A 25,754-nucleotide genomic window follows, 5' to 3' on the forward strand; every position below is an offset into this window, starting at 1 on the left:
ACGGTAGCGGGTGAGCGCGTTCCAGCCGAGTGAGCCGGGAAGCGGTACCGTCCTCACCGGGGTTTCGTCGGCAGCACCCCGGAGGGGTTCCGTGGGGATCGAGAGCGACCAGGTCGTCTACGAGTATCTGAGCCGTGTCGGGGACATCGCCCAGCAGCGCCAGCTGCCGTCGGCCACACGGATGCGGCTCGTGTCGGAGCTGCGCAACGAGATCGACCGGCACCGGGCCAAGGTGACGGTGGACAGTCCCGCCGCGGTCCGCCGCATCCTGGACCGCCTGGGCACGCCGGACGAGGTGGTCGCGGCGGCGGGAGGCACCCCTGGCCCGCCCAGTGCCATGGGCACCCCGGGCCCCACGGGCATCACGCGCCCCACAGGTGCGTCTCGGGCGCCGTCGACGGCCGTACCGGCACAGCCCGCTCCCGCAGAGCGGGAGCGGAAGCCGAAGCCGGAGCGGCCGGACCTCCTCAAGGGCCTGCGCAGGGTCGTACCCCGCCCGCGCCCCGCCGAGCCGGATCCGCCGGCCGTGCGCCCCGACGCGCCGTCCCCGCCGCACCTCGCCGCCGCGCACGAACTCGGGGACAGCGTGACGCAGCCCGACTGGTGGCGGGTGGAGTCCGGCAGCCCGCTCGGGTTCGGGACGGCCGGTGACGCCGTGCCGGGGTTCGTGGGCGGGGTGGAGATCCCGGAACTGCTCAGGCGCCCCCAGAAGGAGACGAAGGCGGCGGAGGAGCGCCCGGCGGACGGCATGGAGAAGTCCCCGGACCCGGTGCCGGCGGCACAGCCCGACCCCGCGGCCTCCTCCCCCCGCCGTCTCTCCCCGGGCCGCCTCCTGCCCCGCCCGGCCGCCGGCTGGACCAATCCCCTGCTGCTGCTGGCCGCCGCGGCGCTGCTCGCGGGTGCCGTGCTCGGCAAGTGGTTCGCGCTGGGGCTGGGCTGGCTGATCGCCTGGGGCTCCCGGCGCCTGACGCCCGCCGAGACGAAGTGGGCGGTCGTGATCCTGCCCGGTCTGTCGGTCACGGCCGGGCTGGTCTGGCTGTGGGGTCGGAACACCGGCCGCTGGGGCGCACCCATAGCCCAGGGGCACATGGGTGACGCCCTGGCCGGCACCTGGCCGTGGATGGTCCGGGGCGCGGCCGTGGCGTCGGCTCTGTTCCTGCTGTGGCGCTCCCAGCGCCGCCGCTAGGGCGTGTTTCGAAAGTCCCGTCTGGCTCGCGACGCCTGGCACGGCACCTCGCCGCGTTGTCGGGGTCGTCCGCGTACGCCCAGTACGCGGACGACCCTCCGCCTTGCGATGCACCGCACCGGACGCCGCGGGCCCCGCCCTTCGGGCGGACGACGCTGCTTTCGACACACGCCCTAGTGCCGTCACCCCCACCCGGCACAATGGCCCGCATGCCCTCTGTGCCCCCGCCCCCGCTGACCGTCGGTTTCGACCTCGACATGACCCTGATCGACTCCCGGCCGGGGATCCGTGCCTGTTACGTGGCCCTGGCGGAGCGGACGGGGACGTACATCGATGCCGATCTGGCGGTGACGCGGCTCGGGCCGCCGCTGGTGGAGGAGCTGGTCAACTGGTTCCCGGCGGAGCAGGTCGAGGAGATGGCCGATCTGTACCGGGCGATGTACCCGGCGATCGCCATAGCCGCGACGCCCGCCATGGCCGGGGCCCGGGAGGCGATCGAGGCGGTGCGGGCGGCCGGCGGGCGCACGATGGTGGTCACGGCGAAGTACGAGCCGAACGCCAAGCTGCACCTGGCCCACCTCGGCATCGTGCCCGACGTGGTCGTGGGCGGCCTGTGGGCCGAGCAGAAGGCCGCGGCGCTGCGCGAGCACAGCGCGGCGGTGTACGTGGGCGACCACGTCGGGGACGTGCGCGGAGCCCGTACGGCGGGTGCGCTGTCGGTCTGCGTGGCCACCGGTCCGTGTCCGCCGGACGAGCTGCGGGCCGCCGGTGCGGATGTCGTGCTCGACGACCTCTGCGTCTTCCCGGACTGGCTCGACGGCTACCGCGAGGCGGCTTCGCGGGCCTGACGGCGCCCGTCGGCCACGGACCGCAGGACACCTGCCGCCGCCAGCAGGAAACCGACGCCCATGAGCATGCACAGCCAGTACATGTACGACGGAAAGGGCTTCGCCCCGAGGAACAGCGGGGCCACGGTGACCAGGGTGGACACGACCCCGATGAAGAAGACGATGGCACCGGCCTGGATCAGCCGGTCTCCGGGCGCCGCGGAATTCGTTTGGGTTTTGTCAGGCACGGGACCAGGGTAGTTCCCAGCGCGTAGGAACAGCCGGGGGACGTCTTGTCACCGGCACGAAGACCATTAGCCTTGGTAGCGGCGGGTCATCGTGGACCCGCTCTAGTGCTATCAAGAGCCGTTTCCGAAGCAGTTTCCCCAACGAGTACGAGGACGAGGACAGACGTGCCTACCGGCAAGGTCAAGTGGTTCAACAGCGAGAAGGGCTTCGGCTTTCTCTCCCGCGACGACGGCGGTGACGTCTTCGTCCATTCCTCGGTTCTCCCCGCCGGAGTCGATTCACTCAAGCCGGGACAACGCGTGGAGTTCGGGGTCGTCGCCGGGCAGCGCGGTGACCAGGCGCTTTCGGTGACCGTGCTCGATCCGACGCCGTCGGTCGCGGCGGCCCAGCGTCGCAAGCCGGATGAACTGGCCTCGATCGTGCAGGACCTGACGACCCTTCTCGAGAACATCACGCCGATGCTGGAGAAGGGCCGCTATCCGGACAAGGCGTCCGGCAAGAAGATCGCCGGCCTGCTGCGGGCGGTCGCCGACCAGTTGGACGTCTGAGCCGGCTAGGTGAATTCGAGCGCGTCCGGGCCGAGGGGCGGCAGCAGCCCCTCGGCCGCCGCGCGGGTGAGAAGGCCGCGGACCGCGGCGTAGCCGTCCTCGCCGAGGGCGGCGGTGAACTCGTTGACGTACAGGCCGATGTGCTGGTCGGCAACGGCCGGATCCATCTCCTGGGCGTGCGCCATGACGTACGGCCGGGAGACCTCGGGGTCGTCCCAGGCGGCCCGGACGGACGCGGTGATGGACTCCGCGAGCCCGTGCAGCGTCTCGGTGCCCAGTGAGCGCTTGGCGATGATCGCGCCCAGGGGGATCGGCAGCCCGGTGGTCCGCTCCCAGTGCTCGCCCATGTCGGCGAGCTTGTGCAGACCGTAGTTCTGGTACGTGAACCGTGCCTCGTGGATGACGAGTCCGGCGTCCACCTTGCCGTCCCGCACGGCCGGCATGATCTCGTGGAACGGCATGACGACGATCTCGCCGACCCCGCCGTCCTTCAGCGTGTCCGCGGCCCACAGGCGGAACAGCAGGTAGGCGGTGGACTTCTCGCTGGGCACGGCGACCGTGCGGCCCGTGAGGTCGGCGTCCGGCTCCCGGGTGAGCACCAGCGGGCCGCAGCCCCGGCCCAGCGCGCCGCCGCAGGGCAGCAGCGCGTACTCGTCGAGGACGTACGGCAGGACGGCGTACGACACCTTCAGGACGTCGAACTCGCCGCGTTCGGCCATGCCGTTGGTGATGTCGATGTCGGCGAACGTCACGTCCAGCGCGGGCCCGCCGGGGACGCGGCCGTGGGCGAGGGCGTCGAAGACGAACGTGTCGTTGGGGCAGGGCGAGTAGGCGATCCGCAGGGGCCGCTCACTGCTCGTGCTGGTGGTCATACGGGTTCCAACTCTCCAATGCGGGTGCGAGGTTGGCGAAGGCGTCGGTGAGCGCTGCCAGGGCGTCGCCGATGCGCCAGGCGGCACGGTCGCGCGGGCCGACCGGGTTGGACACCGCGCGGATCTCCAGCGCGGGTACCCCGTGCGCGGCGGCGGCCTCGGCGGCCCCGAACCCCTCCATGCCCTCGGCGAGAGCGTCGGGGTGGCGGGCGCGCAGTTCGGCGGCGCGGGCGGCGGTGCCGGTCACGGTGGAGACGGTGAGGATGGTGCCGGGGCGGGCACCGGTGGCTTCGGACATCACTCGTACGAGTGATTTTGGTGGCCGGTGCGTGACGGCCCCGAAGCCGAGTTCGGTGACCGGGAGGAATCCGTCGGCGGTCTCGGCGCCCAGGTCGGCCACGGTGATGGCATCGGCGACGACGAGCGATCCGACGGGCGCACCTGGCTGGAAGCCGCCGCCGATACCGGCCGACACGACGAGGCCGTAAGGGGCGCCGTCGAGGGCGGCGGCGGTCAGCGCCGCGGCGGTGGAGGCGGCGGCGAGCGCGGGGCCGACTCCGGCGGCCAGCAGATCCCAGCCGCCCCCGGAGGTACCGGCCCCTGTGCGGGCCGTACGCCACAGCACCGCGCCGGGCAGCCGCACTTCGTCGGCCGTGCCGGGAAACGCCCGTGCCACCGCGTCCCGTTCGGCGGGGACCGCGGTGGCGACGAGGATGCGTACGGGCGCCGTGCTCGGGCTGCTCTGCCGGATCAGACTGATCAGGCCTTCTTCAGCTTGAACGTCCAGAAGCCCTTGACGCCCTTGCCGACCTCGCCCTCCTGGATCGAGACGGTGTTCGTCTCGCCCTGGGTGCCGTACTGGGCGTTGAAGAACGCGCTGCCCGGGATGGTGCGGTAGGTCTTCTTGCTGACGTCGGTGAACTGGCGGCCGTTCACCAGGATGACCCAGCCGGCGTCGGCGATCTTCGGGTCGACACCGAAGCGGACCGTCTCGTCCTGGTCGACCTTGATCGACTTGGCGTCCTTGTCGTTCGTGGCGCACTTCATGAGGGACTTCGTGTCCAGCGCGTCGCCGTCGTTGTAGCAGGCGGCTTCGGAGTGGACCCAGCTGTGGCCGACGGTGATGGTCGAGATGGGCGTCGGCTTGTCACAGGCCGACAGGACGAGCAGTCCGGCGGAAACGGCGCCGGCGGCGGCGACGGCGCGGCGGCGTCGCGAGGCGGAGTGCAGCGTGGTCATGGCCGAAGGTTATCGGGCCCCCGGAGCCGTCCGCCCACGTGGGGTGCGGCGTGCCCGGTTCGTTACGCCACTCGCGCCCGGGGCCGGCCGCCGCGCCGGGCGGAGGCGAGCAGCCCGCGCAGGGTGGTCAGCCAGCCGCAGGCCACCAGCACGGCGGCCACGGCCAGTCCGAGGGCGCCGTTGAGCGGCATGACGATGCCGACCGCGCCGCCGAACACCCACGCCATCTGCAGCAGCGTCTCCGAGCGCGCGAACGCCGAGGTGCGCACCGCTTCCGGCACGTCCCGCTGGATCAGGGCGTCCAGGGACAGCTTGGCCAGCGCCTGCGCGAACCCGGCGGCGGCGGCCAGCAAGGCCACCAGGAAGGCCCCGAAGAGGGCGGCGGCCACGACGGTCGTCCCGAGCGCCATGCCGACGACGGTGACGATGATGATCTCCGGTGCCCGTGACCTCAGCCACGCCCCCATGGCCGTCCCCAGGGCGTTGCCCATACCGGCGGAGACGCCGACTATCCCCAGGGACACCGCCGCGCTCTGCCCCGCCAGCGGGTGCTCGCGCAGCAGGAACGCGAGGAAGAAGATCAGGAAGCCGGACAGGCAGCGCAGGGCGGCGTTGGCGCCGAGCGCGTGCGTGACGGCCGGGCCGACGGTCCGCAGCCCCGGCCGCGGCGCGTCTGTGCGGTGCGGCCCGTGCAGATGCTGTTCGTCCGCGGCGAGCAGGGCCACGTCCTCGCCCTTGGCGGAGTCCACCTTGGGCGGCAGCGAGAAGGACAGGAAGGTCCCCGCCAGGAAGATCACGAAGGCGCCGTAGAGCGGCCACGGGTCGCCGACGGCGTGCAGCCCCGCCGCGGCCGGCGCGGCGACGCCGGTGGCCAGCAACCCGGCGAGGGTGACCCGGGAATTGGCCTTCACCAGCGAGAACTGCGGCGGCAGCAGCCGCGGTACGACGGCGCTTCTGACCACCCCGTACGCCTTCGACGCCACGAGCACGCCCAGCGCGGCGGGATACAGCTCCAGGCTGCCGCTGGCCACCGCCCCCGAGATGATCAGCGCGAGCAGGGCGCGGGCCAGCATGGCACCCGCCATGGCGGCACGCCGGCCGTGCGGGAGCCGGTCCAGCAGCGGGCCGATCACGGGCGCGAGAACGGTGAAGGGGGCCATGGTGATGGCGAGATACAGCGCGACGCGCCCGCGCGCCTGGTCGGTGGGCACGGAGAAGAAGACGGTGGAGGCGAGCGCGACAGTGATCATGACATCGCCGGCGCCGTTCACCGCGTGCAGCTCGATCAGTTTGCCGAGCCCCGACTCACCGGCGCCGTGCGCGTGGGTCGCCTTCCGCAGCCCGCGCGCCGCACCGGTGACCGGAAAGTGCAGGGCACGTCCGACCGCGCGGGCGGCCCCGCTCAGGCCCGCACCGCCACCTCGACCATTCCCGCCGTCCGCGGCTGCCACGACGCCATAGTGCCCCGAGAACCGTCCGAATAGTGCCGTCACCGCGCGCACGCCGCCGACGTCCCCCTTCCGTTCTGTCCTGTCCGGTCCTGCACTGTCCTGTTCTCTCCCCGGGCTCCTGCCCTTCGGACAGTGTCCAACTGATGGGTTTCGGCCGAGTGAACCCGTTTGTGACGGTGCCTTCAAGCCGACCGGGACGGGCCTGGGTACAGGAAGCACCGCCGTGAAGCGCCAAGGAATCTTGTCGGTGTAGCGTGCATATCTCAGCCATAACGCAGAATGGATGGCAGAGGTGCGCCCGAGCGCGATCGGATGCAGACGTCGATGCGGTCCCCAGGTCCGCTCCGTCCGCTTCACCGCCGGAGGCAGCCGCACTCATTGAGACGGCGTAGGAGAGAAGCGATACCTGTGAGCGCAGCGACAACGCGAAGCCGCACCCCCGACCGCCTGTGCGCCGAGGCGGTCGACCTCGCCCGCGCCGCAGCCGAGGAACTCGCCGCGCCCGGTGTGGTCGGCGAGCACACCGGCCTGGTGTCGGAGGGCGACCGCGTCGTCACGCACTTCTTCGAGTGCAAGGAGCCGGGGTACCGCGGCTGGCGCTGGGCGGCGACGGTGGCGCGCGCCTCCCGCGCCAAGATCGTCACTCTGGACGAGGTGGTCCTCCTCCCCGGCCCCGACGCGCTCCTCGCCCCCGAGTGGGTGCCCTGGAGCGAGCGCCTGCGCCCCGGCGACCTGGGCCCCGGCGATCTGCTCCCCACCGACCAGGAGGACCTGCGCCTGGAGCCCGGCTACACCGGGGAGGAGCAGCCGCCGCCGAACTCGCTCGTGTCCGAGGAGATGGCGGAGCTGGCGGACGCCGAGGACGCGGACGTGACCCCGGGCGCCCCCGCCATCCAGCCCACGGCCCCCTCCCGGGGTTCCATCGCGGCGGTCGCCGAGGAACTGGGCATGCGCCGCGCCCGCGTCCTGTCCCGGTACGGCCTGCACGTGGCGGCCGACCGCTGGGAGGAGGCGTACGGCCCGAAGACGGCGATGGCCCAGGCGGCCCCGGCCACCTGCATGTCGTGCGGCTTCCTCACCCCGGTCGGCGGCTCGCTCGGCCAGGCCTTCGGCGTGTGCGCGAACGAGTTCTCCCCGGCCGACGGCCGCGTGGTCTCCCTGGCGTACGGCTGTGGGGCCCACTCGGAGGCGGCGGTCATGCCGAAGCCGCCCCGGCCGCCCGCGCCGGTCATCGACGAGACCAGGGTCGACCCGTTCCCGCTCCGCCCGGCCCGCGACTCGGGCTCGGTCCCGGAGACGGGCGACGAGGAGACGGCGGACCTGGGTCACTCGTAACGGCGGTCAGGTGCCGTAGAGCGGCAGCCCGTCCGTCGAGAATGGCGTTCGCTCCTCGTGTGTGCCCGGGGGCAAGGATCGTCGCTCTCATGCTGGGCGGCTCCCGGGGATCGGGCCGGTAGCCCGCTTCCGGCTCCCCTGCATCTCGTCCAGGCGGCCCGGTGCGACGACGGCGAGGGCTGCGCGCAGGGCGTCCGGGGTCGGCCCGGGACGAGGGGCGTGCTCAGGCGGCACTGGCGGGGCGGCAGTCACGGCAATGTCCTGGGGTGGCGGAGCGGAAGGCTCTGTCGCAGCCTTCGCAGTTCTGGAGGGGGTCCCGGACCGTTGGTTCTGGCGCCGGGGCCCGGAACGGCGGTGGAGGAGGCAGTTGCACGGTCAGGCGATGGGCCAGGACCGCCGCCGGACGGCACAGGGGTTCCGGTGGCAGGTTCGCGGTCAGGGCCCGGCGCACGGCGGTGGGACTCACGTCCCGTTCCAGCCACGCGGCGACGCCCGGGGCCAGATGGGCCGTGTCGGACTCCGACAGCAGCAGGCGCGGATCGTCCTGGCGCAGGGCCGCGAGGAGGTCGATCGCGAGCCGGAGCAGCTCGGGGGACGTGCAGGCCGGGCGGGGTACGGCGGGCAGCGCCTTGCGGGGTGCCTGCTTTTTGCGGGGCGCGGGCGGCTTGGGCGCGTGGCACTCGTCCCTGCGGCGTCCGGGCTGGTTGCAGGAGATCGTGCGGGTGACGATACGGCCGTCGGGCAGGCGTTCCCGCTCGCGCCGCAGATAGCCCTCGGCCTCCAGCTCCCGCAGTGCGCGGGCGACCCGGACCGCTCCCTCGGGGAAGCGGCCGGCCAGCGTCTTGATGTCGACGCGGGCCCCGGCCGGAAGCGACTGGATGTGCACCCCGATGCCGATCGCGAGCCCCGACAGCGTCCGGTGCTGGGCCAGGTCGTTGCCGATCACCGTGAAGCGGGTGGTGTGACGGGTGTTCTCGTGGATCAGTCCGCCGGTGGCTGACCGCCGGTTCGGGTGGTTGTTGGCGGCAACCCGGGACTGGGCGGGGGAGGACGCGCTAGGGTTCTGGTTATCCATCGGGAAGGTTTTGGCTTCCTAGGTGGTCAGGCCCTCGATCGGGATCGCTAGTCCCGGCCGGGGGCCGTCGTCTTTGTGCGGCTCTGTCGCGCTGAGCGTAGAGGCCGCAACCGGGCGCCACGCCAGCCCGGTTGGCGATGTTCACCCTCGTGAGTGAGTTTGCGCCGTGGGCGGGAGGGGTGGGTTTGGTGGGGTCCTTTTCCCCCGTTCTTTCCTTGGTTGGGACAGCCCATGGCACCGCAGCATGGATTCCCGGGTCACGGCGCGCAGAGCGCGACTTCGGCCCAGACCGTCTTGCGCGGGGTGGGGCCGTCCGTCACTCCCCAGCGGGTCGACAGCGCCTCGATCAGGACGAGGCCACGCCCCGACTCGGCGTCGGCAGCGGCGGGTTGCGGCTGCGGTCGGCGGTCGCCGCGCGTGTCCGTCACCTCGATCCGCAACGTCTCCCCGACGGCGTACATCATGAGCCGGAAGTCCCGGCCCGCGACCTTGCCGTGCGTGACGGCGTTCGCCGCCAGTTCGGCCACGATCTGCGCCGCCGGGTCCAGCGGAAGGCCCCAGCTGCGCAGTTGCTCCGTCGCGAGCAGCCGGGCCAGGCGGGCGCCCCGTGGTGTGGGGGACAGTTGGAGGCTGAGGTGGGGGATGGCGGTGAGGGTTTCCTGGTTCACATCACGCAGCGTGGCGGACCGTGCGTACCGTAAACAGTGATGGCGCCGATACGTAGGGTGACTGTCCGCGCGTTGTCCGGTGATGTCCGGACTGTCGGGAGGGTCCGTGTGGGTAGGGGCGCCGCGGATGGTCGTACGACGGAGGGGTGCGCGGTGGCCACGGACGTTGAGGTCGTGAACGAGACGGACGAGCCGGGCTGGGATGTCGACCCGGACGACGAGTGGGGGCTGGCCGTACTCGCCACGGTGGGACGGCAGTTGAGGCTCCGGCGGGAAGCGGTGGGCATGCGCGCGGCCGACTTCGCCAAGGCCGTCGGGTACAGCGAGGACATGGTCTACAAGGTGGAGGGCGGGAAGCGGATCCCTCGGCCGGAGTACCTGGACAAGGCGGACAGGGTGCTGAGGGCGGGTGGGCTGATCGTCGCGATGAAGGAGGACGTGGACAGGGTTCGCTACCCGAAGAAGGTGCGGGCGCTGGCGGAGCTGGAGTCCAAGGCGGTGGAGATCGGCGTGTACGAGACCAGCAACATCGCCGGCCTGCTGCAGACGCCCGAGTACGCGCGAGCCCTACTGGAGTGCTGGCAGCCTGCCTATACACCGCAGGACCTGGAGCGACGTGTGGCCGCCCGTATGTCCCGGCGTTCCCTCTTCGAGCGATCGCCGGCACCCGCTCTGGGTTTCGTCCTGGAAGAGGCCGCCCTGCGCCGCAAGGTTGGAGGCAGAATGGTGCGGCGGCAGCAGTTCGAACGTCTGCTGGAGCTGGGACGACTGAGCAACGTCACGCTTCAGTTGATGCCGATGGACAGCGCGCCGCACCCCGGAATGAGCGGCAGGATCGAGTTGCTGAAGTTCAAGGACGGCACGGGTGTCGGTCGTTCCGACGGCGCGTTCAACGGTCGCCCGGTCGAGGACCTGAAGCACCTGCGCATCCTCGAACTGCGCTATGGCACTATCCGGGCTCAGGCTCTTCCCCCTGGGGAGTCGCTGGCACTTATCGAGCAACTGCTGGGAGAGACATGATCCGCACACCCGCTGCCAGTGCCGCCTCCGAACTGGCGTGGTTCAAGAGCAGCTACAGCAGCGGCCCCGACGGCGACTCCTGCGTAGAAGTCGCCCCCACCCCCACCACCATCCACATCCGCGACTCCAAGCACACCGACGGCCCCCGTCTCGCCGTCACCCCATCCGCCTGGACGGAGTTCGTCGCCCACGCCTCGCGCTGACCGGCGGGGCAAGGACCCGCGCCCTGTGCCGGCGCATGCCCCGCGCGTCGGGGCGGTACCTTCGTGCTCACGTCGACGAGGAGAATGAACGTGAGCAAGTACGTGCGGCCGGCGGCCGAGGGCGCCGACCCCTTCGGCACCGCCCGGCTGCGGCGCGGTGTCCTCGACGCCTGGGCCACCAGTCCCGCCCGGTTCCGGGAGGACGCCAACGCCGAGGAGGATCTCGTCCTCGGCGGGTACCGGGACCGGCTCGTCGTCGAGCTGGCGCAGAACGCCGCCGACGCCGCCGCCCGGGCGAAGACGCCGGGACGGCTGCGTCTCACTCTCCGTGACGGCGTGCTCGTCGCCGCCAACACCGGCGCCCCGCTGGACGCGGCCGGTGTCGAGTCGCTGGCCACGCTGCGGGCCTCCGCCAAGCGCGGTCCCGAGACCGGGCACGCTGCCGTCGGCCGGTTCGGTGTCGGGTTCGCCGCCGTGCTCGCCGTCACCGACGAGCCCGCTGTCGTCGGGCGGCACGGTGGTGTGCGGTGGTCGCTGGCCGAGGCGCGGGAGCTGGCCGCCGACGTCGCCCGGCACAGTCCGGGACTCGGCGACGAGATCCGGCGGCGGGACGGGCACGTCCCCCTTCTCCGTCTGCCCTTCGCCGCCGAGGGCACCGCCCCGGACCCGTACGACACCGCGGTCATCCTGCCGTTGCGGGACTCGGCCGCCGCCGATCTCGCGGAACGGCTCCTGCGTGCCGTCGACGACGCCCTGCTCCTCGCCCTGCCGGGGCTGACGGAGGTCGTCGTGGAGATCGACGACGAGGACCCGCGCAGGCTCAGCCGCCGTACCGACGGGCCCTTCACGATCGTGGAGGACTCCCGCGACGGGATGACGCACTGGCGTACCTCCTCCGCGCACGGCCCGCTCACCCCCGAACTGCTCGCCGACCGGCCGGTCGAGGAGCGGCTGCGCCCGCACTGGTCGGTGACCTGGGCGGTGCCCGTGGACGCCTACGGCGCGCCCGTACCGCCCCGTACCAGCCCCGTCGTCCACGCGCCCACGCCGAGCGACGAGCCCCTCGGCGTCCCCGCGCTGCTCATCGCCTCCTTCCCGCTGGACACCACCCGGCGGCACGCGGCCCCGGGCCCCCTCACCGACTTCCTCGTGCAGCGGGCGGCGGACGCCTACGCCGAGCTGCTGGCCGAGTGGCGGCCGGTGACGGAGGGGACCATCGATCTCGTGCCCGGCCCGCTGGGCAAGGGCGAGCTGGACGGGGCGTTGCGGCAGGCGGTCCTCGAGCGGCTGCCGCGTACCGCCTTCCTGCCGCCGGCCCTCGAGCCCAAGGCGCACGACACCGATCTGCCCGAGGTGCTCCGGCCACGGGACGCCGAGGTCGTGGAGGGGGCGGGCGCCGGGACCGTGCGGGTGCTCGCCGAAGTGCTGCCCACCCTGCTGCCCGCCGGGCTGGAGCGGCGCGTGGAGCTGCGCGCGCTCGGGGTCGCCCGGCTGTCGCTCGCCGACGCCATCGACCGGCTGGCCGGGCTGGAGAAGGATCCGGACTGGTGGTGGCGGCTCTACGACAGCCTCGCCGGGGTGGATCCGGACCGGCTGTCCGGGTTGCCGGTGCCGCTGGCCGACGGCCGTACCACCATCGGTCCCCGGCAGGTGCTGCTGCCCGTGCCGGACTCGACGGCCATCGATGCCGACGTGCTGGCGCGCCTCGGGCTGAAGGTCGCCCACCAGGATGCCGCCCATCCTCTGCTGGAGAAGCTGGGCGCGCTGCCCGCCTCGCCGCGTGCGGTGCTGACCACCCCGCAGGTGCGGGCCGCCGTCGCCGCCTCGCTGGAGGACGAGGGCGGGATCGGATGGGAGGAGGACGCCCTCGACGCCGAGGAGCTGGCCGACACCGTGCTCGCACTCGTCCGGGACGCGGGTCTGGAGCCCGGCGACGAGCCCTGGCTGGGCGCCCTCGCGCTGCCCGACGAGGACGGGGAGCCTGCGCCCGCCGGTGAACTGGTCTTCCCCGGCAGTGCGTTCGCGCGGGTGATCCGCGAGGACGAACTCGCCGCCGTCGATGCCGAACTGGCCGAGAAGTGGGGGGAGCAGCCGCTGACCGCGTGCGGTGTCCTCGCGAACTTCGCGCTCGTCCGCGCCACCGACGTCGTCCTCGACCCCGATGAACTCGAGCCCCGGGAGGGTGATTTCGCCGAGCCCGACGACGCGGGACTGCTCGACGCCGTCGACGTGTGGTGCGAGGACATCCTCGACCGGTTCCCGGACAGCCCGGTGCCGCCCGTGGCCACCGAGCTGGTCGCCGTCCGCGATCTCGACCTCGTCGACGACGACCACTGGCCGCAGGCGCTCGCGCTACTGGCCCAGCCGCCGTTGCGCGACGCCCTCACCCAGCCCGTGCGGATCCTGCTGCCCGACGGCACGCACGAGCTCGTACGGCCGTACACCGCCTGGTGGCTGCGGGGGCACCCCGTGCTCGACGGGCGGCGGCCGGCCGGGCTGCTCGCCGCCGGGGGCGATCCGCTGCTGCGCGGCCTGTACGACGAGGCCGACGCCACCGGATTCGAGGACGAGCAGGTGCTGCGGGCGCTGGGGGTGCGGACCTCCGTGGCCGCCCTGCTGGACGAGCCGGGCGGGGCCGCCGAGCTGCTGGAGCGGCTGGCCGACCCGGAGCGGGTGGTGTCCTCCGCCCAACTGCACGGCCTTTACGGTGCGTTGGGGGATCTCGACCCCGAGCAGGTGACCCTGCCGGACGACCTGCGGGCCGTGGTCGACGGGCGGGTGGAGGTCGTGGACGCGGCCGACGCCGTGGTGGTCGACTCGCCCGACCTGCTGCCGTTCACCTCCGGTGTTCCGCTGCTGCCCGTCCGGCCGGCGCGCGCCGCCGAGCTGGCCGAGCTGTTCCAGGTGCGGCGGCTGAGCGAGTCCGTCACCGGCGAGGTGCACTCCGCGGGAACCGAGCACGACGTACCCGAGTCGGTGCGGGTGCTGCTCGGGCCGCGCACGCCCGGCACCTATGTCGAGCACGACGAACTCGTCGTGGACGGCGTGGAGATCGACTGGCGGCTCACCGACGACGGCGTGCTGCACGCGGCCACCCTGGAGGGCGTCGCCGCGGGCCTCGCCTGGGCGGCGGGACAGTGGCCGCGCCGGTTCGAGGTGGCGGCCCTGCTGGAAGACCCCTCGCGGACCGAGGAACTGGCCCGGGACCGGTGGTTCGACTGACATCCGAATCCGCCTCGACAACTCCCACACGAATTTCTTACTCGTAGTACAACCTTCCACCTACTCCCCGGGTCACATGTGGTGGAGTCGCCAGACTCCTCACAGTTGAACGTGGGGGAAACACATGCGTATTCGTGCCTCTGTCGCCGCGGTCACCGTCGCCTCCGGCGCTCTGGCTCTGTCCGCCCTCGCCGCCCCGGCCGCCATGGCCGACGGCGGTGACGGCGACACCGCGATCACCAAGGTGGTCGTGGGCAGCTTCAACAAGGTCGAGGTCGGCACCTACTACGACAAGACCATCAGCGTCAGCGTGACGGCGTCGGACGACTCGGGCATCAAGAGCATGGACGAATTCGTGCTCACCGGGCCCAACGGCGGCTTCCTGATGACGAGCCAGCCCACCTGCACGGCCGTCAGCGCCACCACCTCCACCTGCAAGGCGTCGGTGACGGTCGACCCGAAGGTCGACTACCTCATGAACAACACCGCCGGTACCTGGTACGTCGGCGTCTGGGCCGACGCCAACGACGGGAACTACTCCTGGAAGGACAAGGCCGGTTCCTTCCTCTTCCAGCGCTCCTCCAAGGTGACGTCCAACGCCTCGCCGGAGCCGGTGGCGAAGGGCAAGACGATCACCGTCACCGGGTCCCTCACCCGGGCCAACTGGGAGACCCTGAAGTACGGCGCCTACGGCTCGCAGTACGTGAAGCTGCAGTACCTGAAGAAGGGCGCCAGCACCTGGACGACGCTGAAGACCGTCACCTCGTCGTCCACGGGCTACGTGAAGGCGACGACCACGGCGACGTACGACGGCTACTACCGCTTCTCCTTCGCGGGCACCACGACGACCGCGGCGGCGAGGTCCATCTCTGACTTCGTCGACGTGCAGTAAGCCGCACCGGCCGCCTTCTTCGCCGCGTCACCAACCCCCCACGTTCTTTTCTGACCACCCTTTTCCGCACAGGGGAACACACATGCGTATCCGCACCGCCGTGGCCGCCGTCTCCGGCGCCGTCGTCCTGTCCGCCCTCGCCGCTCCGGCCGCCCTGGCCGCCGAGCCGCGGGTGCCCGCGCAGACCTCCGCGAGCCAGGCCGCCCACGCCGCCCAGGCCGCCGGGGGCAAGACGGCCTTCACCGCGTCCACCACGGGCACGCCCTACACGCTGGACGCCAGCTTCCTCGCCGTGAAGGTGAACCACGGCAAGAACATCGCCGTCGGCACCACCAACGTGGTCAAGGTGCCCGTCTCCTTCACGCTGACGCACGCCGCGGACATCGACATCCAGGCCGACGACTTCTTCGCGGGCGTCGAGCTGTACCGCGGCAACTCGTTCGAGGACTCGATCTACTTCTTCGACAGCAACGACGCGACCTGCGTCGCCGCGACCGCCACGGACGCCTCCTGCACGGCCACCGTCGAGATCGACCCGTACGAGCTGATGAACGAGGACGCCGGCACCTGGAAGGCCGCCGCCTTCGCCGTCGCCTTCAACGGCGAGGACCCGACGAACCCGAACCTGGACAACGTCGGCGTCGTCGTCCAGGACCCCACCAACACCTTCAAGCTCCAGCGCTACTCCAAGCTGACGGCCAACGCCTCCCCGGAGCCGGTGGCCAAGGGCAAGACCATCACGGTCACGGGCAAGCTGACCCGTGCCAACTGGGACACGCACAAGTACGCCGGTTACACCAACCAGTACGTGCAGCTCCAGTACTTCAAGAAGGGTGGCACCGCGTACTCCACCCTGAAGACGATCAAGTCGGACTCGTACGGCAACCTGAAGACGACGACCACCGCGACCTACGACGGTTACTACCGCTACTACTTCGCGGGCACCACGACCACCCCGGCGGTCAAGTCCGCCGCCGACTTCGTCGACGTGCAGTAAGCGTCCGGCGTCCCGTTCCGGCCCTGGTGGGGCTTTCCTCCCCCAGGGCCGGAATCTTTCCTCTCACTTGTGCAATGGATCGGCAATCGGCGCACAAAATCTGGCTGTGGGAGGCAACGACCGTACAACCAGTGGCATGTCCTGCGGATCTGATCGCTTGAGTCAACCGACTCCTAGATCACTTCTCCCTCCAAGGGACGCACATGCGCATACGTGCCGCTGTGGCCGCCGTTTCCGGCGCCCTGGCCCTGTCCGCCCTCGCCGTGCCCGCCGCGCACGCCGCCGGGGCGCCGTACACGCTGAACGTCAGCTTCTCGAACGTCACGATCGCCAAGTCGATCAAGGTCGGCACCACCTATGAGGTCAGCGCCAAGTACTCGTACACGCTGACCCACGGCTCGGACGTCAACATCAAGGCCTCCGACTTCTACACGGACGCCTTCCTGTACAAGGGCACGTACGACACCCCGACCGCGGAGCTGTACGGCGACCAGCCGGCCACCTGCACCGACACCTCCGCCACGACCGCCACCTGCACCGGCACGGTCGACATCTACCCGGCCGACGGTGACCTGAAGAACGCCTGGGCCGGCAGCTGGAGCGTGGCCGCCGAGGCCGTCGCGTTCAACGGCCAGAACCAGGACAACCCCGCCGATCTGAGCAAGGTCGGCTACAAGGACCAGAGCGGTCTGGGCACCACCCTGGTGCAGCGCTACTCCAAGCTCACCGCCGACGCCACGCCCGAGCCGGTGAAGAAGGGGTCGACCATCACGGTCGCCGGCAAGCTCACCCGTGCGGACTGGGACCACAAAACGTACATCCCGCTCGCCAGCCAGTCCGTCAAGCTCCAGTACCGCAAGGGTGGCACCACGACCTGGACCACCCTCAAGACGATCACGTCGTCCTCCACGGGCTACCTGAAGACGACGACCACCGCCACCTACGACGGTTACTACCGCTACAGCTACGCGGGCACCTCGACCACGGCCGCCGTCAGCTCGTCGGCCGACTACGTCGACGTGCAGTAACCCCCACGCCGTGACTGCCCCGCGGTAGCTCTCACGCTCTCACGCGGGGAAGCGGCGGTCGGCCCATTTCCACAGGAACTCCAGGCCGGCCGCCGCCACCACCGCCACGCCGACCGCCGTCCACGGCATGGTGACACCCACCAGTTTCAGGGCGAAGAAGCGCTGCAGGGACGGCACCGCCAGGACGACGACGAAGCCCAGGCCCATCGCGGCCACCAGGACGGTCCGCCACCAGGTGTAGGGGCGGGCGATGATCGCCAGGACCCACATCGAGACCAGGAACAGGGTCAGGGTCGCCGCGCTGGTCTCCGCGTTCAGCTGGCCCGGCCCGGTGTAGTGATGCCGGGCGACCAGGTACATCACGAAGGTCGCCGCCCCGGCCACCACGCCCCCCGGGACCGCGTACCGCATCACCAGCCGTACGAAGTGCGGTCGCGCGCGTTCCCTGTTCGGGGCGAGGGCGAGGAAGAACGCCGGGACGCCGATGGTGAGGGTGGACAGCAGCGTCAGGTGCCGGGGCAGGAACGGGTACTCGACCCGCCAGCACACCACCAGCAGGGCCAGCAGCACCGAGTAGACCGTCTTCACCAGGAACAGGGTCGCCACCCGCGTGATGTTGCCGATCACCCGGCGGCCCTCGGCGACCACCGACGGCAGCGTGGCGAAACTGTTGTCCAGCAGCACGATCTGGGCGACCGCCCGGGTCGCCTCCGAGCCCGAGCCCATGGCCACGCCGATGTCGGCGTCCTTCAGGGCCAGCACGTCGTTCACGCCGTCGCCGGTCATCGCGACCGTGTGCCCGCGCGACTGGAGCGCGCCGACCATGTCCCGCTTCTGCTGGGGGGTGACCCGGCCGAAGACGGTCGCCTCGTCCAGCGCCTCGGCCATCCCCTTCCGGTCGGCGGGCAGCCGCCGCGCGTCCACCGCGGCGCCCGTGAGCCCCAGCTTGGCGGCGACCGCGCCGACGGAGACCGCGTTGTCCCCGGAGATCACCTTGGCCCGCACGCGCTGCTCGGCGAAGTAACCCAGGGTGTCCGCCGCGTCGGGCCGCAGCCGCTGGTCGAGGACGACCAGGGCGGTGGGGCGGGCGCCCCGGGCCGGCTCGGGATCGTCCAGGTCGCGGGTGGCACGGGCCAGCAGCAGGACGCGCAGCCCCTGCTCGTTGAGCTGCTCGATCTCGGCCAGGGCCCGGTCGTCGGGGGCGAGCAGCACGTCGGGCGCTCCCAGCAGCCAGGTGCTGGTCTCGCCGTCGCCCTCGCTGAACGCGGCCCCGCTGTACTTGCGGGCCGAGGAGAACGGCAGCGACTCCACGCAGCGCCATTCCTCGCTGTCGGGGAAGGCGTCGATGACGGCCTGGAGGGAGGCGTTGGGGCGCGGGTCGGACTCCCCGAGGGCGCCGAGCACCTTGCGTACGTACGCCTCGTCGGCCCCGTCGAGCGGGCGGAGCTGGGTGACGTCCATGCCGCCCTCGGTCAGCGTCCCGGTCTTGTCCAGGCACACCGTGTCCACGCGGGCCAGGCCCTCGATGGCCGGGAGTTCCTGCACGAGGCACTGCCGGCGGCCCAGCCGGATGACACCGATGGCGAAGGCGACCGAGGTGAGCAGCACCAGCCCCTCCGGGACCATGGGGACGATACCGCCGACGGTGCGGGCCACGGCGTCCTTGAAGCCGTAGTCCTTGACCACCAGCTGGGTGATGACGAGCCCGACGGCCGCCGGGACCATCATCCAGGTCACGTACTTCAGGATGACGGAGATGCCGGTGCGCAGTTCGGAGTGGACGAGAGTGAAGCGGGAGGCCTCCTCGGCGAGCTGGGCGGCGTAGGCCTCCCGGCCCACCTTGGTCGCGGTGAAGGCGCCGCCGCCCGCCACCACGAAGCTGCCCGACATGACCTGGTCGCCGGGCCGTTTGACGACGGGGTCGGCCTCACCGGTGAGCAGCGACTCGTCGATCTCCAGCCCGTCGGCCTCGGCGCACACACCATCCACGACGATCTTGTCGCCGGGGCCCGTCTCGATGAGGTCGCCCAGCACGATCTCGTTCGTGGCGACTTCGACGGCGATCCCGTCCCGCCGCACGGTCGGCCGGGCCTCTCCGATCACGGCGAGGGAGTCCAGGGTCTGCTTGGCCCGCCACTCCTGCACGATGCCGATGCCGGTGTTGGCGAGGATCACGAAGCCGAAGAAGCTGTCCTGGATCGGCGCGACGAACAGCATGATCACCCAGAGCACGCCGATGATCGCGTTGAACCGGGTGAAGACGTTCGCCCGGACGATCTCGCCGAACGAGCGGCTGCTGCGCACCGGAACGTCATTGACCTGCCCGCGCGCGACGCGTTCTGCGACTTCGGCGCCGGTGAGCCCTGTCGGTCTGGTCACCGGGAGGGCCACCGGATGCACGGGGTCGAGTTCCGCGCCCGCGTCTATATGGGTCATGCATCCGACGTTACGTGCGGACGGGCGCCTTCACCTGCCGAGCGGAGGGAAGTTCCGACCCAGGGAGGAGGGCGGCTACTGCGCTCGCAGTGCTGCGTCCCGCCCGTTCTCGGCGGCCCGTCTGATGGCCGCGTCCCGCTTGCGGACGTACCAGACACCGATCAGCCCGAGCCCGCCGCCGGCCAGGCACGTCCACAGCCACCACAGGTGGCCGTGGTCGTGGAACCAGCCGTAGAAAGGGAGCTGGACCAGGAAGAGGACGAACCACACGATGGTGCCGCCGGTGATGGTGGCGACCACGGGGCCCTCCAGGGGCTCCGGCGCCTCGTGCCTCGGGGTCCACTTAGCCATGCGCACAGCTTACGAGGCCGTCTTGTCTACGCGCGGAGTAGCGTTCAACCAATTTATATGTTCATACTGAAACCGTTTGCGTCTGTCCGCTTCTGCTCGTAGGAACATACAAATGCCCACCTCGGCCGCCGCCAAGGTCCCCGCCCCCGAGAAGCCCGGGCAGGCGCCCGTTCTCGGCCCCCTCGACCGCTACTTCCGCATCTCCGAGCGCGGCAGCTCCGTGGCCCGTGAGATCCGCGGCGGTTTCGCCACCTTCTTCGCGATGGCCTACATCATCGTGCTGAACCCGATCATCCTCGGCAGCGCCAAGGACATGTACGGGCACCACCTGGACCACGGCCAGCTGGTCACGGCGACGGCGCTGACCGCCGCCGTCACCACCCTCCTCATGGGTGTCCTCGGCAACGTCCCGATCGCGCTGGCCGCCGGCCTCGGCGTCAACACGGTCGTCGCGCTGCAGCTCGCGCCCCGGATGAGCTGGCCGGACGCGATGGGCATGGTCGTCCTCGCCGGCTTCGTGGTCATGCTGCTCGTCGCCACCGGGCTGCGCGAGCGCGTGATGAACGCCGTGCCCTACGGCCTGCGCAAGGCCATCTCCATCGGCATCGGCCTGTTCATCATGCTGATCGGCCTGGTCGACTCCGGCTTCGTCAGCCGCATCCCGGACATCGCCCAGACCACCGTCCCGCTCCAGCTCGGCGGCAACGGCCACCTCCTGGGCTGGCCGGTGCTGGTCTTCATCCTGGGCGCACTGCTCACCTTCGCCCTGATCGTGCGCAAGGTGCCGGGCGCGATCCTGATCTCCATCGTCGGGATGACCGTCCTCGCGATGATCATCAACGCGGTCGCCAAGGTCCCCTCGTGGGGCCTTACGGTCCCGAAGTGGCCGGGCAACCCGGTGGCCACGCCCGACTTCGGTCTGATCGGCAAGGTCAGCCTCTTCGGCGGCTTCTCCAAGGTCGGTGTGCTGACCGGGATCCTCTTCGTCTTCACGGTCCTGCTGTCGTGCTTCTTCGACGCGATGGGCACGATCATGGGCATCAGTGACGAGGCCAAGCTGACCGACGCCGAGGGCTACATGCCGGGCATCAACAAGGTGCTCTTCATCGACGGCTTCGCGGTCGCGGCGGGCGGCGCCAGCTCCTCCTCGGCGACCACCGCGTTCGTGGAGTCCACGGCGGGCGTCGGCGAGGGCGCCCGCACCGGCCTCGCGAACGTCGTCACGGGCGGCCTCTTCACGGCGGCGCTCTTCCTCACCCCGGTCGCCACGATGGTGCCGTCCCAGGCGGCCACCCCGGCCCTGGTCGCGGTGGGCTTCCTGATCCTCTCGAACTCCGTCAAGGAGATCGACTGGGCGGACTACACCATCGCGGTCCCGGCGTTCGTGACGATGCTGATGATGCCGTTCACGTACTCGATCACGAACGGCATCGGCATGGGCTTCATCACCTTCGTGGTGCTGCGCCTGGCTGCCGGGCGGCCCCGGGAGATCCCGGTGCCGATGTACGTCGTGTCGGCGGTGTTCGCCTTCTTCTACCTGATGCCGGCCCTGGGCCTGACCTGACCGGGTCGCTACGGCCTCACGTGAGGCCGTAGAACTTCTCCGTCTCCTCGACGGCGGTGTGGAACCGTTCGTCGAAGTCGTCCCGAATGAGCGTGCGGACCACATAGTCCTGCACGCTCATTCCTCTTTTCGCCGCGTGGTGCCGGAGCCTTTCGAGCAGCTCCCCGTCCATCCGCAGGCTGAGCACGGTGGTCGCCATGCCTACGAGGTTGGCCACATCCGGCCATTCCTCGCGTCACTTTCCGGAACCTCCTCACCCGTATGGGTGACCTGATGGTTCAGTGACGACCGTCACGGAGTTCGGGCGCGCTCCGGTGGTCTTTAGAGAGGGTAATGAGTTACTCTAAAGAACATGCCGGACCTTACCCATGGCGACGACGAAGCCGCCGTGAACGCTCTTCGTTCCGCAGTGATGCGGCTGTCCCGTCGGCTCAAGCACCAGCGGGTCGACGAGTCGCTGAGCCCCACCGAGATGTCGGTGCTCGGCACCCTCTCCCGCTGCGGCTCCGCCACCCCAGGCGAACTCGCGCGCAAGGAGCACGTCCAGCCCCCGTCGATGACCCGTATCGTCGCGCTGCTCGAAGCCAAGGGGCTGGTCAGGCTCGAGCCGCACCCCGAGGACCGGCGCCAGAAGGTCGTCACCCAGACCGAGCAGGCCGAGGCGATGCTCGAGGAGAGCCGCCGCAAGCGCAACGCGTTCCTGGCGCGCCTGGTCGAGGGCCTCGACGAGGACGAGTGGGTGACCCTGCGCGCCGCCGCCCCGGTACTGGAGAAACTCGCGCACCTGTAAAGGCCCTGACCCAAGGAGGCGAACCCTTTTGAGTACGGGATCCGGAGCACCTTCCGCCCCCGCACCGACCACCCCTACGACCCCCGCTTCCACCCCCGCTTCCACCTCTGTGTCCCGCACGTCCTCGATGTTCGGTTCGCTGAGGATCCGGAACTACCGCCTGTTCTTCATGGGCCAGGTGGTCTCCAACACCGGCACCTGGATGCAGCGCATCGCCCAGGACTGGCTCGTCCTCAGCCTCACCGGATCCTCCGCGGCCGTCGGTGTCACGACGGCCCTGCAGTTCCTGCCGATGCTGCTGTTCGGCCTCTACGGCGGCGTCCTCGTGGACCGCCTCCCCAAGCGCCCCACGCTGCTGGTCACCCAGACGGCCATGGCCGTCACCGGCCTGGTGCTCGCCGCGCTGACGCTCACCGGTCACGTCCAGGTCTGGCACGTCTATGTCGCGGCGTTCGCCGTCGGCCTCGCCACCGTGGTCGACAACCCCGCCCGCCAGTCCTTCGTCTCCGAGATGGTCGGCCCCGAGCAGCTGCAGAACGCGGTCAGCCTGAACTCCGCGAACTTCCAGTCCGCCCGCCTGGTCGGCCCCGCCGTCGCCGGTCTCCTGATCACCAGTGTGGGCACCGGCTGGGCGTTCCTCGCCAACGGCCTGTCCTTCGCCGCCCCCCTCGCCGGCCTGCTGCTCATGCGCACCCGCGAGCTGCACGTGGTGGAGCGCGCCCCGCGTGGCAAGGGGCAGCTGCGGGAGGGCCTGCGCCACGTCGCCGGCCGCCCCGAGCTGCTCTGGCCGATCGTGCTGGTCGGGTTCATCGGCACCTTCGGCTTCAACTTCCCGGTCTGGCTGTCCGCCTACGCCGACGACGTCTTCCACGCCGGTGCCGGCACCTACAGCCTCTTCAACACCCTGATCGCCGTCGGCTCCCTGGGCGGCGCGCTGCTCGCCGCCCGCCGGGGCACGGCCCGGCTCCGGGTGCTGATCGCCGCCGCGACGGCGTTCGGCGCGCTGGAGACCATGGCCGCGCTCGCGCCGTCGTACTGGCTGTTCGCGCTGCTCATGGTCCCGATCGGGGTGTGCGGGCTCACGGTCAACGTCACCGCGAACACGGCCGTCCAGATGGCCACCGACCCGGCCATGCGCGGCCGGGTGATGGCCCTGTTCATGATGGTCTTCATGGGCGGTACGCCGCTCGGCGCGCCCGTCGTCGGCTGGATCACCGACACCTACGGCCCCCGGGTCGGCTTCGCCGCCGGTGGCGCGGTGTCGGCCGCCGCTGCCGCCACCATCGGACTCGTCCTGGCCCGCGTCGGCGGCCTGCGCCTGTCCGTGGCCTGGCACGACGGCCGCCCACGGGTCCGCTTCGTGCCGCGCGAGCGGGAGCAGCTGGCCACGGCGGCGTGAGCGTGCGGTCGGGAGGGTGCCCGGGCGCGGGGGACGGCCACCGGCAGGGGAGAGCTACAGCACCCTGCGGGCCAGCACCTGCCCCGGCCACGCCTCCGGGCCGTGGGTGAAGGACTCCGTCGGGATGAAACCGTTCTTCTCGTAGAAGGCGACCAGCTTGCCGTCGTCGCCCGCGTAGCAGTCCACGCGCAGCAGGGAGATCCCCGCCTGCCGGGTCACCTCGGCCGCATGGGCGAGCAGCGCGGCACCGGCGCCGTGGCCCTTGAAGCGGCGGTCGGAGGCCAGCAGGTGGATGTACCGCTCGGGCTCGTCGGCGGGCTCCAGGTAGGGGCCGGGCGCGCTGCTCAGGGTGAGCGTGGCGGCCGGGACGCCGTCCACCTCGGCTATGTAAGGGGTGCCCCGGGAGACGTACCCCTCGACCATCTCCACGAACTTCGGGTTCGGTGACAGGGGCTCGCTGCCCCACTGCCGGGTCCGTCCCTGGGAGACCAGCCAGGCGACGGAGCTGTCGAACATGCCGATGATGAGAGGAACGTCGTCGAGGCTTCCTTCGCGGATGCTGATCGTCATGCCCTCAGCATGCCCCGCACGTGTCTGCGATGGTGAGCACATGAGACTCTTCGCCGCGGTGCTGCCCCCGGAGCAGGTCGTCCACGAACTCGCCGCCGCCGTCGCCGGGTTGAAGAAGCTGCCCGGCACGGAGCGGCTGCGCTGGACCAACCGGCCCGGCTGGCACTTCACGCTCGCCTTCTACGGCGAGGTCGGCGAGGACGTCGTACCCGAGCTGTCGGCCCGCCTGCAGCGGGCGGCCCGGCACACCGACCCCTTCCCGCTGGCCCTCCGGGGCGGCGGCCAGTTCGGGCGCGGTCAGGTGCTGTGGGTGGGCGCCGACGGGGACCTGCCGGTGATGCGGCAGCTGGCCGGCCGTGCGGAGGCCGCGGGCCGCAAGTGCGGGCTTGCGATGGAGGAGCACCGCCGCTACCTGGCCCACCTGACGGTGGCCCGGAGCCGGCATCCGGTGCAGGTGCGGCCGTACGTCGCCGCGCTCGCCGAGTTCACCAGCCGGAGCTGGACCGTGGCCGACCTCGTGCTGATGCGCAGCAACCTGCCGACGTCGGGGGTGGCGGGGGAGCAGCCGCGGTACGAGGCGGTTGCCCGCTGGCAACTCGGCGGGGTTGGTTAGGCTCGGTTACGTGGACCCGAAAACCCGGAACCGGATCATGGCCGGTGTGCTTGTGCTGTTGTTCGTGGTGGTGGCTTTGTCCTCCGCGATCAAGTAGGGGCCGGAGGCCGGGGAACTGCCGGCGGCCTTCGGCCGCGAACCGTGTGTGGCCGGCCGCGCAGTTCCCCGCGCCTCCGGGGTGATTCACTCCTGCGCTGTCACCAGGCGAAGGCCTCCGGGGAGGCTCCCGGACCCGGGAACGTCTCTTCCAGGGTGAGGAGCACGTCCTCGCCCAGCTCGAGCTCCACGGCCCGCAGGGCGGACTCCAGCTGCTCGGCCGTGCGCGGACCGACGATGGGCCCGGTCACACCCGGCCGGGTCAGCAGCCAGGCCAGGGCGACCTCGCCGGGCGCCAGGCCGTGCTTGTCGCACAGGTCCTCGTAGGACTGGATCCGGGCGCGGGCGGCGGGGTCGGCGAGGGCGTCGGCGGCCCGGCCGGTGGCGCGGCGACTGCCCCGCACCTCCTTCTGGATCACCCCGCCCAGCAGGCCGCCGTGCAGCGGCGACCAGGGGATGACTCCGAGGCCGTACTCCCGCGCGGCCGGAATGATCTCCATCTCGGCGCGGCGCTCGAAGAGGTTGTACAGGCACTGCTCGCTGACCAGGCCGATCGTGCCGCCGCGCCGGGCGGCGGTCTCGTTGGCCTGGGCGATCTTGTAGCCGGGGAAGTTCGACGAGCCGACGTAGAGGATCTTGCCCTGCTGGACCAGGACGTCGACGGCCTGCCAGATCTCGTCGAAGGGTGTGTTCCGGTCGACGTGGTGGAACTGGTAGACGTCGATGTAGTCGGTCTGCAGCCGCTTGAGGCTGGCGTCCACCGCGCGCCGGATGTTGAGGGCGGACAACCTGTCGTGGTTGGGCCAGGCCGACCCGCCGTCGGGGGCCATGTTGCCGTACACCTTGGTGGCGAGGACGACCTTGTCCCGCCGCTCACCGCCCTGGGCGAACCAGTTGCCGATGATCCTCTCGGTGCGGCCCTTGTTCTCGCCCCAGCCGTACACGTTGGCGGTGTCGAAGAAGTTGACGCCCGCGTCCAGCGCCGCGTCCATGATGGCGTGGCTGACGGCCTCGTCGGTCTGCGGACCGAAGTTCATGGTGCCGAGGACGAGTCGGCTGACCTTGAGTCCGGTGCGTCCTAGCTGCGTGTACTCCATGGTCGACCAGCCAACGGCTTGGAGTG

Annotated in this window: 26 protein-coding genes; 14 read left to right on the forward strand and 12 right to left on the reverse strand. The window is 71.1% G+C overall.

Translation table 11 applies throughout. The features are described 5' to 3' along the window. Positions 1 to 91 precede the first annotated feature (91 nt). Positions 92 to 1,186 carry a hypothetical protein gene (locus tag K7G59_RS14085; protein WP_225834037.1) on the forward strand — a complete coding sequence of 365 codons (1,095 nt, stop codon included), beginning with the start codon at positions 92 to 94 and terminating at the stop codon, positions 1,184 to 1,186. Between the two features lie 200 nt (positions 1,187 to 1,386). Next, positions 1,387 to 2,034, forward strand: a complete 648-nt coding sequence (locus K7G59_RS14090; RefSeq protein WP_225834039.1) for an HAD family hydrolase — start codon at positions 1,387 to 1,389, stop codon at positions 2,032 to 2,034. Here the strand turns inward: K7G59_RS14090 and K7G59_RS14095 are convergent. Further along, entirely contained in the window at positions 2,007 to 2,261 is a 255-nt protein-coding gene (locus K7G59_RS14095; RefSeq protein WP_225834041.1) for a hypothetical protein, read from the reverse strand. The two genes, K7G59_RS14090 and K7G59_RS14095, sit on opposite strands and share 28 nt — an antisense overlap. Before the next feature lie 165 nt (positions 2,262 to 2,426). Here K7G59_RS14095 and K7G59_RS35035 point away from each other — a divergent pair, with 165 nt between their 5' ends. Further along, positions 2,427 to 2,810, forward strand: a complete 384-nt coding sequence (locus K7G59_RS35035) for a cold-shock protein (RefSeq protein ID WP_308295031.1) — start codon at positions 2,427 to 2,429, stop codon at positions 2,808 to 2,810. 5 nt (positions 2,811 to 2,815) lie between these two features. Here the strand turns inward: K7G59_RS35035 and K7G59_RS14105 are convergent, their stop codons facing one another. The 4 genes from K7G59_RS14105 to K7G59_RS14120 all read right to left on the reverse strand — a co-directional run bounded on the left by K7G59_RS14105 (position 2,816) and on the right by K7G59_RS14120 (position 6,327). Continuing rightward, the gene (locus K7G59_RS14105; protein ID WP_225834044.1) at positions 2,816 to 3,682 is read right to left on the reverse strand and encodes a 1,4-dihydroxy-6-naphthoate synthase; all 867 of its coding nucleotides are present in this window, start codon (positions 3,680 to 3,682) and stop codon (positions 2,816 to 2,818) included. Continuing rightward, positions 3,660 to 4,358, reverse strand: coding sequence for a futalosine hydrolase (locus tag K7G59_RS14110; protein WP_374114226.1), 699 nt, complete (start codon positions 4,356 to 4,358; stop codon positions 3,660 to 3,662). The genes K7G59_RS14105 and K7G59_RS14110 overlap by 23 nt, the downstream gene beginning before the upstream one ends. Positions 4,359 to 4,441: 83 nt before the next feature. Then, on the reverse strand, positions 4,442 to 4,921 hold the full coding sequence (locus K7G59_RS14115; RefSeq protein WP_225834046.1) for a DUF2771 domain-containing protein: 480 nt from the start codon (positions 4,919 to 4,921) through the stop codon (positions 4,442 to 4,444). 62 nt (positions 4,922 to 4,983) lie between these two features. Then, positions 4,984 to 6,327: an MFS transporter gene (locus K7G59_RS14120; protein ID WP_225834249.1), complete on the reverse strand. Its 1,344-nt coding sequence runs from the start codon at positions 6,325 to 6,327 to the stop codon at positions 4,984 to 4,986. Positions 6,328 to 6,780: 453 nt separating this feature from the next. Between K7G59_RS14120 and K7G59_RS14125 the strand changes: the two genes are divergently transcribed. Continuing rightward, the gene (locus tag K7G59_RS14125) at positions 6,781 to 7,707 is read left to right on the forward strand and encodes a DUF3027 domain-containing protein (RefSeq protein ID WP_225834047.1); all 927 of its coding nucleotides are present in this window, start codon (positions 6,781 to 6,783) and stop codon (positions 7,705 to 7,707) included. Between the two features lie 223 nt (positions 7,708 to 7,930). On the opposite strand, the gene K7G59_RS14130 is transcribed toward K7G59_RS14125, so the two are convergent. Further along, positions 7,931 to 8,782 carry a helix-turn-helix domain-containing protein gene (locus tag K7G59_RS14130; RefSeq protein ID WP_225834048.1) on the reverse strand — a complete coding sequence of 284 codons (852 nt, stop codon included), beginning with the start codon at positions 8,780 to 8,782 and terminating at the stop codon, positions 7,931 to 7,933. Between the two features lie 257 nt (positions 8,783 to 9,039). Next, complete coding sequence (locus K7G59_RS14135) at positions 9,040 to 9,450, reverse strand: ATP-binding protein (protein WP_225834049.1); 411 nt, start codon at positions 9,448 to 9,450, stop codon at positions 9,040 to 9,042. Positions 9,451 to 9,603: 153 nt separating this feature from the next. On the opposite strand from K7G59_RS14135, the gene K7G59_RS14140 reads away from it, so the two are divergent. The 6 genes from K7G59_RS14140 (at position 9,604) to K7G59_RS14165 (ending at position 16,812) form a co-directional block, all read left to right on the forward strand. Beyond that, positions 9,604 to 10,470 carry a helix-turn-helix transcriptional regulator gene (locus tag K7G59_RS14140; protein ID WP_225834050.1) on the forward strand — a complete coding sequence of 289 codons (867 nt, stop codon included), beginning with the start codon at positions 9,604 to 9,606 and terminating at the stop codon, positions 10,468 to 10,470. Continuing rightward, positions 10,467 to 10,673 (forward strand): DUF397 domain-containing protein, encoded by a 207-nt coding sequence (locus tag K7G59_RS14145; protein WP_225834051.1) that lies wholly within the window; start codon positions 10,467 to 10,469, stop codon positions 10,671 to 10,673. Before K7G59_RS14140 ends, K7G59_RS14145 begins: the two co-directional genes overlap by 4 nt. Before the next feature lie 90 nt (positions 10,674 to 10,763). Further along, on the forward strand, positions 10,764 to 13,895 hold the full coding sequence (locus tag K7G59_RS14150; RefSeq protein ID WP_225834052.1) for a sacsin N-terminal ATP-binding-like domain-containing protein: 3,132 nt from the start codon (positions 10,764 to 10,766) through the stop codon (positions 13,893 to 13,895). Positions 13,896 to 14,019: 124 nt separating this feature from the next. After that, positions 14,020 to 14,787 carry a calcium-binding protein gene (locus K7G59_RS14155; RefSeq protein WP_225834053.1) on the forward strand — a complete coding sequence of 256 codons (768 nt, stop codon included), beginning with the start codon at positions 14,020 to 14,022 and terminating at the stop codon, positions 14,785 to 14,787. Between the two features lie 82 nt (positions 14,788 to 14,869). Then, positions 14,870 to 15,784 carry a hypothetical protein gene (locus K7G59_RS14160; RefSeq protein WP_225834054.1) on the forward strand — a complete coding sequence of 305 codons (915 nt, stop codon included), beginning with the start codon at positions 14,870 to 14,872 and terminating at the stop codon, positions 15,782 to 15,784. 203 nt (positions 15,785 to 15,987) lie between these two features. Next, a complete protein-coding gene (locus K7G59_RS14165) occupies positions 15,988 to 16,812 on the forward strand; it encodes a hypothetical protein (protein WP_225834055.1) in 825 nt (274 codons plus the stop codon). Between the two features lie 39 nt (positions 16,813 to 16,851). Here the strand turns inward: K7G59_RS14165 and K7G59_RS14170 are convergent, their stop codons facing one another. Continuing rightward, positions 16,852 to 19,248: an HAD-IC family P-type ATPase gene (locus K7G59_RS14170; protein ID WP_225834056.1), complete on the reverse strand. Its 2,397-nt coding sequence runs from the start codon at positions 19,246 to 19,248 to the stop codon at positions 16,852 to 16,854. A 75-nt stretch (positions 19,249 to 19,323) separates the two neighbouring features. Next, on the reverse strand, positions 19,324 to 19,599 hold the full coding sequence (locus K7G59_RS14175) for a DUF2530 domain-containing protein (RefSeq protein WP_225834057.1): 276 nt from the start codon (positions 19,597 to 19,599) through the stop codon (positions 19,324 to 19,326). 112 nt (positions 19,600 to 19,711) lie between these two features. Here K7G59_RS14175 and K7G59_RS14180 point away from each other — a divergent pair, with 112 nt between their 5' ends. Next, complete coding sequence (locus tag K7G59_RS14180) at positions 19,712 to 21,163, forward strand: NCS2 family permease (protein WP_225834058.1); 1,452 nt, start codon at positions 19,712 to 19,714, stop codon at positions 21,161 to 21,163. Between the two features lie 16 nt (positions 21,164 to 21,179). Here K7G59_RS14180 and K7G59_RS14185 read toward each other — a convergent pair whose 3' ends face one another. Next, positions 21,180 to 21,362 carry a BrnA antitoxin family protein gene (locus K7G59_RS14185; protein WP_225834059.1) on the reverse strand — a complete coding sequence of 61 codons (183 nt, stop codon included), beginning with the start codon at positions 21,360 to 21,362 and terminating at the stop codon, positions 21,180 to 21,182. 153 nt (positions 21,363 to 21,515) lie between these two features. On the opposite strand from K7G59_RS14185, the gene K7G59_RS14190 reads away from it, so the two are divergent. Both K7G59_RS14190 and K7G59_RS14195 read left to right on the forward strand, forming a co-directional pair. After that, positions 21,516 to 21,953, forward strand: a complete 438-nt coding sequence (locus tag K7G59_RS14190) for a MarR family winged helix-turn-helix transcriptional regulator (protein ID WP_225834060.1) — start codon at positions 21,516 to 21,518, stop codon at positions 21,951 to 21,953. 28 nt (positions 21,954 to 21,981) lie between these two features. After that, positions 21,982 to 23,352, forward strand: a complete 1,371-nt coding sequence (locus K7G59_RS14195) for an MFS transporter (RefSeq protein ID WP_225834061.1) — start codon at positions 21,982 to 21,984, stop codon at positions 23,350 to 23,352. 54 nt (positions 23,353 to 23,406) lie between these two features. Here K7G59_RS14195 and K7G59_RS14200 read toward each other — a convergent pair whose 3' ends face one another. After that, on the reverse strand, positions 23,407 to 23,922 hold the full coding sequence (locus K7G59_RS14200; RefSeq protein WP_225834062.1) for a GNAT family N-acetyltransferase: 516 nt from the start codon (positions 23,920 to 23,922) through the stop codon (positions 23,407 to 23,409). A 40-nt stretch (positions 23,923 to 23,962) separates the two neighbouring features. Between K7G59_RS14200 and thpR the strand changes: the two genes are divergently transcribed. Next, a complete protein-coding gene (gene thpR / locus K7G59_RS14205; protein ID WP_225834063.1) occupies positions 23,963 to 24,535 on the forward strand; it encodes an RNA 2',3'-cyclic phosphodiesterase in 573 nt (190 codons plus the stop codon). A 197-nt stretch (positions 24,536 to 24,732) separates the two neighbouring features. On the opposite strand, the gene K7G59_RS14210 is transcribed toward thpR, so the two are convergent. Beyond that, positions 24,733 to 25,728, reverse strand: a complete 996-nt coding sequence (locus K7G59_RS14210) for an aldo/keto reductase (RefSeq protein ID WP_225834064.1) — start codon at positions 25,726 to 25,728, stop codon at positions 24,733 to 24,735. Positions 25,729 to 25,754: the final 26 nt, after the last annotated feature.

Source organism: Streptomyces sp. NK08204, assembly GCF_020400585.1.
Taxonomy (GTDB): Bacteria; Actinomycetota; Actinomycetes; order Streptomycetales; family Streptomycetaceae; genus Streptomyces.

Bases quoted from the DNA above. Each gene is read 5' to 3' on its own strand.
- K7G59_RS14165 (WP_225834055.1), top strand. From the start codon at position 15,988: ATGCGCATACGTGCCGCTGTGGCCGCCGTTTCCGGCGCCCTGGCCCTG.
- K7G59_RS14145 (WP_225834051.1), top strand. From the start codon at position 10,467: ATGATCCGCACACCCGCTGCCAGTGCCGCCTCCGAACTGGCGTGGTTC.
- thpR (WP_225834063.1), top strand. From the start codon at position 23,963: ATGAGACTCTTCGCCGCGGTGCTGCCCCCGGAGCAGGTCGTCCACGAA.
- K7G59_RS14130 (WP_225834048.1), bottom strand. From the start codon at position 8,782: ATGGATAACCAGAACCCTAGCGCGTCCTCCCCCGCCCAGTCCCGGGTT.
- K7G59_RS14190 (WP_225834060.1), top strand. From the start codon at position 21,516: ATGCCGGACCTTACCCATGGCGACGACGAAGCCGCCGTGAACGCTCTT.
- K7G59_RS14200 (WP_225834062.1), bottom strand. From the start codon at position 23,922: ATGACGATCAGCATCCGCGAAGGAAGCCTCGACGACGTTCCTCTCATC.
- K7G59_RS14170 (WP_225834056.1), bottom strand. From the start codon at position 19,248: ATGACCCATATAGACGCGGGCGCGGAACTCGACCCCGTGCATCCGGTG.
- K7G59_RS14185 (WP_225834059.1), bottom strand. From the start codon at position 21,362: ATGGCGACCACCGTGCTCAGCCTGCGGATGGACGGGGAGCTGCTCGAA.
- K7G59_RS14160 (WP_225834054.1), top strand. From the start codon at position 14,870: ATGCGTATCCGCACCGCCGTGGCCGCCGTCTCCGGCGCCGTCGTCCTG.
- K7G59_RS14105 (WP_225834044.1), bottom strand. From the start codon at position 3,682: ATGACCACCAGCACGAGCAGTGAGCGGCCCCTGCGGATCGCCTACTCG.
- K7G59_RS14115 (WP_225834046.1), bottom strand. From the start codon at position 4,921: ATGACCACGCTGCACTCCGCCTCGCGACGCCGCCGCGCCGTCGCCGCC.
- K7G59_RS14180 (WP_225834058.1), top strand. From the start codon at position 19,712: ATGCCCACCTCGGCCGCCGCCAAGGTCCCCGCCCCCGAGAAGCCCGGG.
- K7G59_RS14210 (WP_225834064.1), bottom strand. From the start codon at position 25,728: ATGGAGTACACGCAGCTAGGACGCACCGGACTCAAGGTCAGCCGACTC.
- K7G59_RS14155 (WP_225834053.1), top strand. From the start codon at position 14,020: ATGCGTATTCGTGCCTCTGTCGCCGCGGTCACCGTCGCCTCCGGCGCT.
- K7G59_RS14090 (WP_225834039.1), top strand. From the start codon at position 1,387: ATGGCCCGCATGCCCTCTGTGCCCCCGCCCCCGCTGACCGTCGGTTTC.
- K7G59_RS14175 (WP_225834057.1), bottom strand. From the start codon at position 19,599: ATGGCTAAGTGGACCCCGAGGCACGAGGCGCCGGAGCCCCTGGAGGGC.